This is a genomic window from Domibacillus iocasae (assembly GCF_001750285.1).
GTDB classification, from domain to species: domain Bacteria; phylum Bacillota; class Bacilli; order Bacillales; family Domibacillaceae; genus Domibacillus; species Domibacillus iocasae.
On the sequence record NZ_MAMP01000006.1, the window covers coordinates 140,294 to 152,961 of the forward strand.

Below are 12,668 nucleotides of genomic sequence, written 5' to 3' on the forward strand. Positions count from 1 at the left end.
TTAACTTTAAAATACGATTAAGGGTATTGATTTTGACGGTAAAGGAGAATTAACTATGATGGCTGAAGAAAAAATTTATGATGTGATCATTATCGGCGCCGGACCCGCAGGCATGACGGCGGCTGTGTATACATCACGGGCGAACCTTTCAACTTTAATGATTGAACGTGGTGTGCCAGGTGGACAGATGGCGAACACAGAAGAAGTAGAAAATTATCCGGGCTATGACCATATTTTAGGCCCTGAGCTTTCAACAAAAATGTTCGACCATTCAAAAAAATTCGGTGCAGAATATGCATATGGAGATATTAAATCGATTACAGACGGCAAGGAATACAAAACGATTAACGCTGGCTCTAAGCAATACAAAGCACGTGCGATTATTATCACAACAGGTGCGCAGTATAAAAAAATCGGCGTACCGGGTGAAAACGAACTTGGCGGACGCGGTGTATCGTATTGTGCAGTTTGTGATGGCGCATTCTTTAAGGAAAAAGATCTTGTTGTCGTTGGCGGTGGAGATTCTGCTGTTGAAGAAGGCGTTTATTTAACTCGTTTTGCGAAAAAAGTAACGATCGTTCATCGCCGTGATGAGCTTCGTGCACAAAAGATTTTGCAGGACCGTGCATTTGCAAACGAAAAAGTCGACTTTATTTGGAGTCATACAGTAAAAGAAATTAAAGATAAAGACGGGAAAGTTGGCAGTGTAACTCTTATTTCAACGGAAAACGGCGAAGAGCGCGAATTCCCAGCTGATGGTGTATTTATTTATATTGGCATGGTGCCGTTAACAAAACCGTTCTTAGAGCTTGGCATCACAAACGACGAAGGCTACATCGTCACGAATGAAAAAATGGAAACGAAAATACCGGGTATTTATGCGGCCGGTGACGTTCGTGAAAAAATGCTTCGCCAAATCGTCACAGCAACGGGCGATGGAAGCATTGCGGCTCAAGCGGCACAGCATTTTATTGAGGAATTAAAAGAAGAACTTGGTGTTAAAGCGTAATCAACTTTTTACGTTCTCGTCATCATTTTGAAATATGCAGGTGGTATAGTATGAGTGTAATCAAACTGCCCCCTGCAGCTTTTTTACAAGCGTCCGGTGTTAACCACCGGGCGCTTTTTTTGAGGCCCACAGGATGTGGGATACAAAGACATTGCCACACGATGTGGCGTTCTTAGTCTTTGATCCTTCTTCGGTGTAAGTCATGAAGGTGCTGCGACAGGACGTCGCGGTTTTAGCCTTTGTTCCTAAAAAAACACCCGGCAGCGTTGCGAATATTTCATTGTACCTTTATAATAAAGGAAATATCTGTTGGCAGCTTGACGGGGGTGTTATTGTGCAGCGTGTCACAAATTGTGTGTTAATGAAGGATGGACAGGTGCTTTTAATGCAAAAGCCACGCCGCAACTGGTGGGTAGCACCGGGCGGGAAAATGGAGCCGGGTGAATCAGTGCGGGATGCGGTGATTCGGGAATATCGGGAAGAAACAGGCCTGTACTTGCGAAATCCGAACGTAAAAGGCATTTTTACATTTATTATTAAAGACGGCGAAAAAGTAATGGATGAATGGATGATGTTTACCTTTTTTGCTGATCAGGCAGACGGCAGTCCGTTGTCTGAAACGCGGGAAGGCGATTTGTACTGGAAGCCGATTGAAGAATTAAAAGAACTTCCGATGGCGGAAGGCGACCGTCATCTGCTTGAATATATGGTGCATGGAACAGGGTTGCTCTACGGGGCGTTTACCTACACACCTGAATTTGAATTAATTTCATATCGACTCGACCCAAGCTGAATGGAGATAAGGGGGAATGATCATGGCGAATGATGTGCAGCTTGTGATTATCACAGGTATGTCCGGAGCTGGTAAAACGGTAGCTGTTCAGAGCTTAGAAGATCTTGGCTTTTATTGTATGGATAATTTGCCGCCGACACTGCTACAGCCGTTTTTGGCACTCATGAAAGATTCTGGTCAAAAATTGAAAAAAGTAGCGATAGTGATGGATATGCGCGGCCGTGAATTTTTTGATCATTTGCAAACAGCGCTGGATGAAGCGGCCGAAACGCTTAACACGGCTCCCCGTGTCCTTTTTTTAGATGCGGAGGATGAAGTTCTTGTACGCCGGTATAAAGAAACACGGCGCACGCATCCGTTGTCGCGCGATGACCGTCCGCTTGACGGCATTCATCAGGAGCGTGAACTTTTAAATGATTTACGTGGACGCGCCAATATGATTTTAAATACGTCAAAAATGAAGCCAAAAGATTTGCGTGAAAATATTATGCGCGAATTTTCACCAAATAAGCAGGCTTCGTTTACAGTGAACGTGATGTCATTTGGTTTTAAGCATGGGCTGCCTATTGATGCAGACCTTGTGTTTGATGTCCGGTTTTTGCCAAATCCTCATTATATCGAGCATATGCGTCCACGGACGGGACTTGATTCAGATGTTTCCGAGTATGTAATGAAATGGAACGATACGCAAAAGTTTTTAGAAAAAGTAACAGATTTACTGACATTTATGATGCCTCATTACAAAATGGAAGGTAAATCACAGCTCGTCATTGCGATTGGCTGTACGGGCGGCCAGCATCGTTCTGTCGCCTTATCCGAGTATTTGGCGAACTACTTTAAAGATGATTACAAGACACGCGTGACGCACCGTGATATTGATAAACGAAAGGCAGCCAAGGCATGACACCGCTACAATCACAGCAGCCAAAAGTTGTCATTATTGGCGGCGGAACCGGGCTTTCGGTGCTGCTTCGCGGATTGAAACGCCATCCAATTGACCTCACCGCCATTGTCACGGTCGCGGATGATGGAGGCAGTTCCGGAAGGCTTCGTACTGAATTGAATATCCCGCCGCCCGGTGATATTCGCAATGTACTCGCTGCGCTTTCAGACGTAGAACCGCTTGTTGAGTCCTTGTTTCAGCATCGCTTTTCAACGAATAATGAATTATCCGGTCATGCGCTCGGCAATTTAATGATTGCAGCGCTATCCTCCATTACCGGCGATTTTGGGCATGCGATTCAAGAAATGAGCCGGGTACTGAATGTCCGGGGAAAAGTGCTGCCAGCTGCAAATCAGAGCGTTGTCCTTCATGCTGAAATGGAGGATGGATCTGTTGTTTCTGGAGAGTCGAAAATTCCTTATTCAGGAAAAAAGATTCGCCGTGTGTTTTTAACACCAGAGGAAATTGAACCGCTTCCAGAGACGATTCGCTCGATTCGGGAAGCAGATATGATTATTCTCGGTCCCGGCAGCTTGTATACGAGTATTTTGCCGAATTTGCTCGTCCCTGGAATTGGAAAAGAAGTCACGATAGCTAATGCAAAGAAGGTCTATATTTGCAATTTAATGACTCAGGCAGGGGAAACGCTTGATTTTACAGCAGCGGATCATGTACGGGCGATATATGACCATATGAAGTGCTCATTTATGGATACAATATTAGTAAACAAGGAACCTGTTCCAGCTGATATACAGGAATTGTACAAAGAAGAAATGGCGAAACCGGTTATTTATGATGTGGATAAGCTGAAAGAGCTCGGGGTAGATGCCATTTTCGATGACATTCTCACATTCGAAAATTCAACGATCCGCCATGATACCGCTAAAGTAGCTGAAATACTAGTGCGTCTCATCCCGAAACGGTAAGCGGACATCATGAGAGGAGTGGGTAATGGTGTCTTTTGCATCAGAAACAAAAAAAGAACTGACCACGATTGAAACGAGCGGATGCTGTGCGAAAGCGGAATTGTCTGCGCTCATTCGGATGAACGGCTCACTGTCGTTTTCAAACCGGCAGCTTGTCGTGAATATTCAAACGGAAAATGCGGCGATTGCCCGGCGTATTTACGTATTAATTAAACGCAATTATGAAGCGGCCGTTGAACTGCTTGTGCGTAAAAAAATGCGTTTGAAAAAAAACAATGTATATATTGTCAGATTAAAAGAGGATGCCCAGAAAATTCTTGATGACCTTGGCATAATTGAAGATGGATTTTCCTTTATCCATCATATTTCCGACAGGATTACAGCAAAAGACTGCTGCCGGCGTGCATACTTGCGTGGGGCATTTTTGGCTGGCGGCTCCGTCAATAACCCGGAAACCTCTTCGTATCATTTAGAAATATTCTCCTTATACCAGGAGCATAATGAAGCGTTATGCGCATTAATGAATACATTTGGATTAAATGCAAAAACTCTTGAACGGAAAAAAGGATTTATCACCTATTTAAAAGAAGCGGAAAAAATTTCTGATTTCTTTAGTATTGCAGGGGCACATAGCGCACTTATGCGGTTTGAAGATGTCCGCATTGTCCGGGACATGAGAAACTCGGTCAACCGGCTTGTGAACTGTGAAACAGCAAATTTGAATAAAACGATCGGGGCGGCTTTGCGTCAGGTCGAAAATATAAAGTTTATTGACCAGACGGTTGGCCTGGGAATTTTACCGGACCGGCTGCGTGAAATTGCAGAGCTGCGTGTTCTGCATCAAGATGTCACGTTAAAAGAGCTGGGGGAAATGGTATCAGGCACGGCGATCAGTAAATCAGGCATCAATCATCGCCTGCGTAAAATAGATGAAATTGCAGATAAAATTCGAGCTGGAGAAATGGCGGCGGCGGAAAAATGAGAAAAGGACGTGGCAGAAATGGCGGAAAAAACAGTACAGGTACAATTAAAATCCGGCTTACAGGCAAGACCAGCCGCACTATTTGTACAAGAAGCAACTCGATTTAACTCAGAAATTTTCCTTGAAAAAGATGGCAAAAAAATTAACGCAAAAAGCATTATGGGCATCATGAGCATCGCGCTCAGCAATGGAGAAGAAGTAACGATCAGCGCAGAAGGCCGCGACAGCGAAGAAGCGGTTGACACTATGGCTGCGCTTGTTGAACGGGAAGAGTGGTTATAATAATGAAGCGTCCTGTCATCTTCGGCAGGGCGCTTCATTATTATTTTTTAACGTTCTTTAAAATTGATTTCCATTTTGTTAAGAAGGATCTTCATCGTTAAAACTGAAGATGAATATATAAGTTGAACTTAATTTTTTCATTTTCATCTCTTTATACATAGAAGGCTATTGCTTGGCTGAACGATTACAAAATAAAAAGGGGATCCTGTGGTACAGCTTTTTTTAGAGCGACGTTATGGGTGGTGTGCTGGCGGCTGCGCTAACAACAGGGGCGAACGCTGAACCAAGCATCGCTACGCTCTTTGCTTGTTTCAGCCTGTCCGCTCGTCCCGCGGGAGTCTCCGCTGCCCTCCGCCCTTGTTTTTCAGAAAAGCAGCAAGTTTGGCGATCAGCTATTTATCTGGCTTTTTTAAACAAAAAGAATGTCATGGCAAGCAGTCTTTCCTGCAAATTGACCGAAACAGGGAAAAGAAAAAAGTATAGAAACCGGAGATATGATTAATAGTAGGGAAATGTTGATTATTCCATGTTTGGCATCTGCAAAACATAATGATGAATAGAACAATAGAGTGTGTTAGGAATACTAGAAAAAATGAGGGATCAGTACGCTTAAAAAGTTGAACAAAACGCATGCCAGCCTTGTTGAGAGGAGGAGAAGATGCAGCTTCAGCAGTTTTATTGTAAGGCCGAGCGGAAAAAACAATTTATCTATCTTGAAGTTGAAATTGGAAAATAAGCTTATCTAATTCTTCGCTGTACCGTAACGTTTCCGGGCTGCAAAGACCATGGTGCTGTGCGGCAGTAATCATGAGATGTCGAAGGTTGTTAATGCGCGAAAGTAAATCGCCAAAAGCACCTTGGGCGTTGTTCATGACAATCCTCCTGTTTTTTTTATGAACATCTTAGGTAAATTATATGGCATTCATGTATAAATGCAAACAATTTTTTCCGAACAATGACATTTTTAGAAGTAAAAAAGTCAAAGAGAGTAATTTTGTCTAATTAAAGATTGGATGAAGACATATCAAAATAAAGCTGGCGGGGAATTAGGGAAATGAGTGAAATTTTAATCGCATTCATTATACGCAAAAAACCTCGAATCTTATAACAAAAAGGATTCAAAGGTTTTAATACAGTCCCATGTCAGCCCGGTGCATTCGGCATAACGGGTACCGGTAGCCGCCATAACCAATATAAAAACATCCGACACTGCTAGCTTTTCTTTTTTCTTGATGGTCCGGATCAGCAGCTTAAATCCATCCATATCTAAAAACTTTTCATCCTTAGACTTATTTGGATTACCAGCTTTAATTACGGCGTCTTTTGTCGGGTCCACATGAATAATACCTTCCGAAATTGCTTCCTGCAATGCACTCCGTATAAACCGGTTGAATTTCCGCACCGTGTCCTTCGCATGATTTTTTCCGTACTCATTTAAAAACTCCTGATATTCCTGCCTGGTCAGGCGACGTACAGTCATATAAGGAAGCAGCTTCTCCACGGAAGCCAGAAAATTACGGTACCGGTCCTCTGTTACCTTCTGCACGCTGCCAGCCTTATAAATGCCAATCCAACTTCTCAAATAATCAATAAGCAGTGGATCTTCTGTAGATACAATCATTCCTCTATTTAGCTTTTGCTCTACTTCCATTGCGGCTATCTGGGCTTCTTTTTTTGTCTTAAACCCACTTTTCGACAAGCGCTGTTTTTGTCTGTTCCGTTGATGGTGGATCTGATAGCGCCAGTACTTTCCACGCTTTTCAAAACTGGCCATAGTGCTCTCCTTTCTTCCCGTAAGTTCAGCCTAAAGATAAGAATGTACATCTTCAAGGCAGTGACAGATACATAATAAATATCCGGCTTATATTCAACGCAGGAACTATAGCATGAATTGTACTTAATTCTTTCTGGAAATTGTCTCTAATCCTGTTCAAAAAACTTTTATTATCTCGATAGAAACATTTGTTCTTTTTTGTATATAATAAAATCCCATCTCATAAAAGAGAGGGATTAAATGAGAAAAAATTATTTTAATAAGTGTTACAACCTCTATATCAGTCACTAATAATTCATAGAGAAAGCGTGGAAAAGCAGTATTATTTCACAATTTCTTCGAAGAATGGGTCGGAATGTTCAACTGTTGGAAAGAGAATAGTAAAACGGGTTCCTTTCCCCACTTCGCTGTCCACTTTAATTTCACCCCTCATAGCTTTCACAAGGCTAAAGATCACCATTGTTCCGAGCCCGGTGCCCTTTTCTTTTGTTGTATAGTAAGGGGTTCCTAAACGCTCGACTTGTTCGTTAGTCATGCCGATACCTGTATCTACCACGTTTATGACCGCTTTGCTATCCAGCTTCTGTAACGTAATGATTAATTTTCCTCCTTCAGGCATCGCTTCAATGGCGTTTTTAATAAGGTTTATAATGCATTGATGAAATTTCTGATCTTCACCTGCGATGTAGACGTCTGCATCGTACTGCACCTCAATATCCACACCACTCATAACGGCAAAAGGTTTAACCACTTTTAGAGCATACTTTAGTTCCTTTTTTAAATCTAATATCTTAATATTTTCTAATGAAGGTTTTGCAAAGGTGAGGTAATCGGTAATAATAGATTCAGCCCTGTCCAATTCTTCGAGAGAGATAGAGATATAAAATTTTTTTTGCTCATTTGTAAGATGATCATCATCCAATAATTGAATAAATCCTCTCATAACAGTAAGTGGATTTCTTACTTCATGAGAAATACTGGCCGCAATATCACTGACGGTTCTGAGCTTTTCAAGTTTCTTGATTTCTTTAGTCAAATCCTTTTCAACCTTTGAATTTTCAATAAATATGACAATAAAAGAGAGCACAATAAATTGAACAAGAAAAAAAATGAACGCAGATGCAAGATAGCGAATATTAGTTAGTTCAGGGAAAGATAAAGAAAAGGTAAATACAATCATTAGTACCGCTAAGAATGAAATTAGCAGGACAAAGTACACTTTTTTCTTTATGGTAACTGCTTTTTGGAAGAAAGGGATCATAAACCACAGCAAAATTAAGAGTGAAGAGTATGCTAGAAAAAAACCTTGAAAGTCAGGGTATCCTAAATATAGTCGATAGGTGACAATAATGCTGAACAGAACAAAAGCATCTCTTCGACCTCCATATAAAGCGCCAATAATAAACGGAATCTGACGAAAGTCCACTGCATGGCCTGGTGTGATAATTGGAAAAGTCATAAAAAGTATAATTGAACACCCAGAGACAAGAACACTTAAAAATCCATTCATTAACTGGTTCCATTTGGATTGAATAAAATATACAAATATAAAGAAAAAAGTAAGAACTAAAAGAATGTGTAATAAAAGGACTTGAAACGTTTCGAATGTGGTGTTCATACCTATTACTCCTTATGTTACTCCATTTTATAATTGCAACAACTTCGCCAGCTCCTGATAATGTTTAGAGATAAGAAACGATTAATCAACAAATTTACGTTTGTAAAAATTCAATTTCAATAAGATCAAATCAGGGGAATTAGACATTATCTCTATCTTCCTACAGAAAAAGTTGAAATTCCATATTTTTCATTCGACAAATACCAACAAATTCGAATAAAATATACCGATTGTATGTTCTTTTTTAGTTGAAAAAAGAAGCGGTTAAACCACTGATTGAATCTTGCTGCTGCAAACCAGGGCATGACATTAAATTTTTCAGAAACTATTAAAATAGTTTCTTGTAAGGAAGAGGGGAATACAATTTTTTCGAGCATGAAGCCAGGTACACAGAAGTAGGCAGCAAAATGGTCTGCCTGCCATTCCTGCATCATACGCAGGCCAGAAGGCAGAAGGTGCTGGTTGCCTGCATGGCGCAGCACATGGGCTAGCTCATGTGCGAAGTCTTGCCATTGGAGCGGGGGAGGAAGTTGTTTGTTGACCAAAATCACAACGAATCCGACAGCGTACACGTTTTTACTGGGTGCATTCACGTAATCAATGACAATGCCGAGTCTATACGCGATTAACTCCATATCGATTTGTTCGGGGTGTTCAATCTCCATATTTCTATAAAGCGCTTCAACAAAATCTTCAAGGTGTGTTTTCGTATAGGTCATATGACTGCCTCTTTTCCAATTTACAGTTATGGGAATGTATGTTCTTTTGAGTATATAACAAAACATACCAAAAAGAAAAGAAGAAAGTATGTAAATAATAAAGAAAAAAGTCCGGTTTAAAAAGGAATAAGTATGGTGGGGAAATTAATATAGGGTATTGTACGAACATTAAATGAAGTTTTAAAAGAGATTTAAGGATATGGAGGAGAAAACGATGATGTCTTAATACGAATATCACATGGCACAGGCTGCAAAACACGAAAAAGACGGCAACCTGGTCCGGGCGGAAATGCATCTTGGTCTTGCGGATCAGTGCAAACGGTGATCGGCAGTTGACCGAAACTGTGCAATTAAAAAAACTCCTCTGAAATTTCAAAGGAGTTAATATAAAAAGCTTTTAATTTATTAATTTATCGATAACAGCTGCAGCTGCAGCTTCATCATGGTAGTAGCTGATTTCATGTGGCAGCTGAGAAAATACAATTTGTATTATACCAATGTTTTTCAAACTAACTAGAGCTACAGGATGGTTGTTATTTTTGAAAGTATAAATGATTTCAGTATTTCTATGGTGCCGCAAAAACTCTAACATCATCTTTATACTCTCAAAGGACATTTCATGACCTCCTTTCTCACCAGAGGAAAGTGACTAAAAAAAGTCTGAATGGATCCAATGAATGTATTTTGTAGTGAATATACCACAATCTTGAAACTACTAAACAGTACATCTAAAATGCGAGGAGGAAAGAATTTGCCAATATTAACTTTTCCATGTCCGAAGTGTAAAGAGCCTATGGAATTTGATTACGCTGATTATGATTTAAGAGATGCTGTAGATAACAAAAAATCTAGTTATTTCTATGAAGAATTGGAATGTGAGAATTGCGGAAAAAAAACTTAAAACAGTTCCTTGGATAGCGGCCTTTGATGAAGAAGAGGAAGAGGTCGTTGCATTTGTTTAATTAACTGATAAATCAGATAAAAAAAGGAGACGCTGTTAATGTCTCCTTTTGAATGAAATCTTTAGTTTATTTAAATGCATAGTGGAACAATCCATAATACAAAGGACCAACTGTAACAATAAGGGTACCAACAATAAAAATGCTTTTGAGAGGTTGAGGCATATCATCAAGCATTTTATCACCGTTGTAATATTTACTGTTAAAACTGAAAATGACATCCCAAAGCAAAGCACCTACAAATATAAATTTCCATACAAGTGGAGTGAGAATTTGATTGTCGGTGACATATCCAAATAAGCCAATCCACGTAATGATGGAAATTACGAAATCAAGCTTAGCAGGTATAGTTTTATACTTGCGCCCAACAAGAAATCCAATGGAAGAAACACCTAAAATCCCTAAGTAGATTGTCCAAAAAATTTGCATCATTATCCAAATCCCTTTTTCTAAGATAAAACCAATTATACAGAATCTAAAGTCAAATGAAAGTGTACTGCGAATTAATAGAGATTGTTTACTAGAAAAGGGTTAATTAATAAACAGTACGTCCTAAAACAAAAATACGAGTGAAAGACCATTCTTCACTCGTGCTTGTAAATTACCTTTTGATTCAGAAAATCAAAGGCTTTCCACTCGTAAACTTTTCAAAGCTTTTTGCAAAGAGGAATAGACAGGGATATCTGAAGTGTTGACATTGACGCCTAAGTTAATCATGGTTTGGGCAATCTCGGGTCTGATCCCGGTCAGTAATGCTTTAATCCCTAAAAGAGAAAGAGCGTTTATAACTTTGAATATTCGATCTGCTACCATGGTATCGATGATTGGAACGCCTGATAAATCTATAACGATATATTCTAAAGACAATTCACTGCTTTTTGTCATGGCTTTATCCATTAGTTCCTGTGCTCTTTTCGTGTCAATGTCTCCGATTAAAGGAAGAACGCCGACAGTCTCATCTACTTTAATGACAGGTATTGATAATTCCAGCGCGACTGCTTCTGCAGCATTGATACGGGTAAGGAATTTTCTTGTGTAAGACATGCTAAGCCAGTGAACAGCCCGGTCCACAACGGCATCAAACCGTGAAAGGATCTCATAAAATTGATCAAAGGATAAATCGTATTTAACGGCTTCACCTTTAATGATAAGACCGATTAGGTTCCGATAATCCCGTACTTCGTCAAGGGCAATATCCAAGGGCAGATTCAGATTCACCAGAGTATCGACAGCTTCGTTTCCCCATTCCCTCAAAATACTGAATGTGGCGTCCATATCTCTTGAAATAGAATAAGCGTAAATTTCAACAAGATTTTTACGCCAGCTTTTTAAATGTTTTTCAATGTTTGCATGGACTTGATTACTGTCCAGATTAGCTTTTTCATTAATCAACTGGTCCCGCAGACTCAATATTTTGTCCGAGATGTCACCAACATAATGATCGTTTAAATATAGACTCAAATAGAGCTGCCTCCTAACCGTTTCGAATTATTTTACCACAATAAAAAAAATTAATACTCAACATTAGAACGAAATTGTGAAGGAGGAAAGAATTTGCCAATATTAACTTTTCCATGTCCCAAGTGCAAAGAACCTAAAGAATCAAATGATTAATTATATAAGTATATATACCTCAGTCAAAAGTTTATTAAACATGTAAAATATTAACATCTCATTCAATATGCGTCATAAGGAGGGCGTAACATGCTGCAAGGAGTATGCCTTGATTCAGAGATTCTACCAGTGGGAGCGACATTCTTTCTTTTCCAGCTGGTACCGATTATGTGTATATATCCAGATTCACACGAAAAAGTGCACACAAAGGCTGTTATAAAAAGAAGCATTTTCGGGTTAGCTGAAGTAAACGAAACGCCAGAATGGCAGCCAGAGCCGCCAAAACGATCCGGTGAAATCGAAAAAATTTAAACAATACGTCAAGATGGCAGCTGCACAGCACCGCCCAGAAAAACTTTTAGAAGGACCATTTCAAGTGACTGTAATTGTGTACAAGCCAATACTGAAAAGATTCAGCAAAAAGAAACTGGCTGAGGTAGAAGCAGGAACACTGCGGCCGGTCACGAAACCGGACGTAGACAATTATGTGAAGGGAATCAAAGATGCACTGAACAAGGTGATCTGGAAGGATGATAGCCAGGTAGTGGATCTGAATGTTTCCAAGTTTTACAGCGAATCGCCTCGAGTAGAAGTGGTCATTGAAGAATTAGAGCAATGGTGATCTGCAGTTGACCGAAACTGTTGAGTAAAAAACTTGTATATTTCATAAAAAATAGCCAGGCACAAACCTGGTTGTAAAATGAGGTAGCAGGTGAAAGGTGACTGCTGCTTAATATTTACTATTGTTTAGTCGTGCTTCGTTTTTTAGATAAGCGATCTCTTTCTGCATGGCGGCCATTTGTTTTTGAAGTGTTCCTATATCAGGCTGATCTTGTGAATTACTGTTGTTTAAAGAATCCAATGATATCAAAGCGGCGAGAGTACTGATAGCATCGGCAAAAGTAGTTAGAGCTCCGGCAAGAACAGCCAGTTTAGCGGCATTTACATCAGCAGATTCAGTAGAGGATAAGGAATTATCTTTTTGCATGCCGTTTAATGGAAGTCGGTTCATGATACACCTCCTAAAAAGGAATAATTAAAGGTTATAT

At 40.0% G+C, this 12,668-nt stretch carries 17 protein-coding genes and 1 pseudogene; 10 read left to right on the forward strand and 8 right to left on the reverse strand.

Features of this window, described 5'->3' with window-relative positions; genetic code table 11:
- The first annotated feature begins 58 nt into the window (after positions 1–58).
- The 7 genes from trxB (at position 59) to BA724_RS03535 (ending at position 5,437) form a co-directional block, all read left to right on the forward strand.
- Positions 59–1,009 carry a thioredoxin-disulfide reductase gene (gene trxB / locus BA724_RS03505; RefSeq protein ID WP_069937349.1) on the forward strand — a complete coding sequence of 317 codons (951 nt, stop codon included), beginning with the start codon at positions 59–61 and terminating at the stop codon, positions 1,007–1,009.
- Positions 1,010–1,343: 334 nt separating this feature from the next.
- Positions 1,344–1,802 carry an NUDIX hydrolase gene (locus BA724_RS03510; protein ID WP_069937350.1) on the forward strand — a complete coding sequence of 153 codons (459 nt, stop codon included), beginning with the start codon at positions 1,344–1,346 and terminating at the stop codon, positions 1,800–1,802.
- Positions 1,803–1,824: 22 nt separating this feature from the next.
- Positions 1,825–2,706, forward strand: coding sequence for an RNase adapter RapZ (gene rapZ, locus BA724_RS03515; protein WP_069937299.1), 882 nt, complete (start codon positions 1,825–1,827; stop codon positions 2,704–2,706).
- A complete protein-coding gene (locus BA724_RS03520; protein WP_069937300.1) occupies positions 2,703–3,671 on the forward strand; it encodes a gluconeogenesis factor YvcK family protein in 969 nt (322 codons plus the stop codon). The genes rapZ and BA724_RS03520 overlap by 4 nt, the downstream gene beginning before the upstream one ends.
- 28 nt (positions 3,672–3,699) lie before the next feature.
- Positions 3,700–4,653: a DNA-binding protein WhiA gene (gene whiA / locus BA724_RS03525; RefSeq protein ID WP_069937351.1), complete on the forward strand. Its 954-nt coding sequence runs from the start codon at positions 3,700–3,702 to the stop codon at positions 4,651–4,653.
- Positions 4,654–4,671: 18 nt separating this feature from the next.
- Entirely contained in the window at positions 4,672–4,935 is a 264-nt protein-coding gene (locus BA724_RS03530) for an HPr family phosphocarrier protein (protein ID WP_069937301.1), read from the forward strand.
- Between the two features lie 235 nt (positions 4,936–5,170).
- The gene (locus tag BA724_RS03535; protein ID WP_069937302.1) at positions 5,171–5,437 is read left to right on the forward strand and encodes a hypothetical protein; all 267 of its coding nucleotides are present in this window, start codon (positions 5,171–5,173) and stop codon (positions 5,435–5,437) included.
- A 202-nt stretch (positions 5,438–5,639) separates the two neighbouring features.
- On the opposite strand, the gene BA724_RS17790 is transcribed toward BA724_RS03535, so the two are convergent.
- From BA724_RS17790 to BA724_RS03555, 5 genes are all read right to left on the reverse strand, one after another.
- Positions 5,640–5,807, reverse strand: coding sequence for an aspartyl-phosphate phosphatase Spo0E family protein (locus BA724_RS17790; RefSeq protein ID WP_083256036.1), 168 nt, complete (start codon positions 5,805–5,807; stop codon positions 5,640–5,642).
- Positions 5,808–6,037: 230 nt separating this feature from the next.
- The gene (locus BA724_RS03540; protein ID WP_069937303.1) at positions 6,038–6,709 is read right to left on the reverse strand and encodes an Arm DNA-binding domain-containing protein; all 672 of its coding nucleotides are present in this window, start codon (positions 6,707–6,709) and stop codon (positions 6,038–6,040) included.
- A gap of 322 nt (positions 6,710–7,031) precedes the next feature.
- Positions 7,032–8,327 carry a sensor histidine kinase gene (locus BA724_RS03545; RefSeq protein ID WP_069937304.1) on the reverse strand — a complete coding sequence of 432 codons (1,296 nt, stop codon included), beginning with the start codon at positions 8,325–8,327 and terminating at the stop codon, positions 7,032–7,034.
- A 152-nt stretch (positions 8,328–8,479) separates the two neighbouring features.
- The gene (locus tag BA724_RS03550) at positions 8,480–9,046 is read right to left on the reverse strand and encodes an ImmA/IrrE family metallo-endopeptidase (protein WP_069937305.1); all 567 of its coding nucleotides are present in this window, start codon (positions 9,044–9,046) and stop codon (positions 8,480–8,482) included.
- Positions 9,047–9,443: 397 nt separating this feature from the next.
- Complete coding sequence (locus BA724_RS03555) at positions 9,444–9,662, reverse strand: hypothetical protein (RefSeq protein WP_069937306.1); 219 nt, start codon at positions 9,660–9,662, stop codon at positions 9,444–9,446.
- 135 nt (positions 9,663–9,797) lie between these two features.
- Between BA724_RS03555 and BA724_RS03560 the strand changes: the two genes are divergently transcribed.
- Positions 9,798–9,947, forward strand: coding sequence for a hypothetical protein (locus BA724_RS03560; RefSeq protein WP_245676134.1), 150 nt, complete (start codon positions 9,798–9,800; stop codon positions 9,945–9,947).
- Between the two features lie 127 nt (positions 9,948–10,074).
- On the opposite strand, the gene BA724_RS03565 is transcribed toward BA724_RS03560, so the two are convergent.
- A complete protein-coding gene (locus BA724_RS03565; RefSeq protein WP_083256037.1) occupies positions 10,075–10,437 on the reverse strand; it encodes a hypothetical protein in 363 nt (120 codons plus the stop codon).
- Positions 10,438–10,626: 189 nt separating this feature from the next.
- Entirely contained in the window at positions 10,627–11,466 is an 840-nt protein-coding gene (locus BA724_RS03570) for an STAS domain-containing protein (protein WP_083256038.1), read from the reverse strand.
- Positions 11,467–11,709: 243 nt separating this feature from the next.
- Between BA724_RS03570 and BA724_RS03575 the strand changes: the two genes are divergently transcribed.
- Positions 11,710–11,931 (forward strand): hypothetical protein, encoded by a 222-nt coding sequence (locus tag BA724_RS03575; RefSeq protein WP_069937307.1) that lies wholly within the window; start codon positions 11,710–11,712, stop codon positions 11,929–11,931.
- Positions 11,906–12,241, forward strand: a pseudogene (locus BA724_RS03580) (RusA family crossover junction endodeoxyribonuclease); the annotation flags it as partial. The gene BA724_RS03575 and the pseudogene BA724_RS03580, both read left to right, overlap by 26 nt.
- Positions 12,242–12,349: 108 nt before the next feature.
- Here BA724_RS03580 and BA724_RS03585 read toward each other — a convergent pair.
- Complete coding sequence (locus BA724_RS03585; protein ID WP_069937308.1) at positions 12,350–12,631, reverse strand: hypothetical protein; 282 nt, start codon at positions 12,629–12,631, stop codon at positions 12,350–12,352.
- Positions 12,632–12,668: the final 37 nt, after the last annotated feature.

Coding starts and splice junctions, on each gene's coding strand:
- trxB (WP_069937349.1), top strand. CDS start 59: ATGGCTGAAGAAAAAATTTATGATGTGATCATTATCGGCGCCGGACCC.
- rapZ (WP_069937299.1), top strand. CDS start 1,825: ATGGCGAATGATGTGCAGCTTGTGATTATCACAGGTATGTCCGGAGCT.
- BA724_RS03520 (WP_069937300.1), top strand. CDS start 2,703: ATGACACCGCTACAATCACAGCAGCCAAAAGTTGTCATTATTGGCGGC.
- BA724_RS03530 (WP_069937301.1), top strand. CDS start 4,672: ATGGCGGAAAAAACAGTACAGGTACAATTAAAATCCGGCTTACAGGCA.
- BA724_RS03535 (WP_069937302.1), top strand. CDS start 5,171: ATGGGTGGTGTGCTGGCGGCTGCGCTAACAACAGGGGCGAACGCTGAA.
- BA724_RS17790 (WP_083256036.1), bottom strand. CDS start 5,807: ATGAACAACGCCCAAGGTGCTTTTGGCGATTTACTTTCGCGCATTAAC.
- BA724_RS03540 (WP_069937303.1), bottom strand. CDS start 6,709: ATGGCCAGTTTTGAAAAGCGTGGAAAGTACTGGCGCTATCAGATCCAC.
- BA724_RS03545 (WP_069937304.1), bottom strand. CDS start 8,327: ATGAACACCACATTCGAAACGTTTCAAGTCCTTTTATTACACATTCTT.
- BA724_RS03550 (WP_069937305.1), bottom strand. CDS start 9,046: ATGACCTATACGAAAACACACCTTGAAGATTTTGTTGAAGCGCTTTAT.
- BA724_RS03555 (WP_069937306.1), bottom strand. CDS start 9,662: ATGTCCTTTGAGAGTATAAAGATGATGTTAGAGTTTTTGCGGCACCAT.
- BA724_RS03565 (WP_083256037.1), bottom strand. CDS start 10,437: ATGATGCAAATTTTTTGGACAATCTACTTAGGGATTTTAGGTGTTTCT.
- BA724_RS03575 (WP_069937307.1), top strand. CDS start 11,710: ATGCTGCAAGGAGTATGCCTTGATTCAGAGATTCTACCAGTGGGAGCG.
- BA724_RS03585 (WP_069937308.1), bottom strand. CDS start 12,631: ATGAACCGACTTCCATTAAACGGCATGCAAAAAGATAATTCCTTATCC.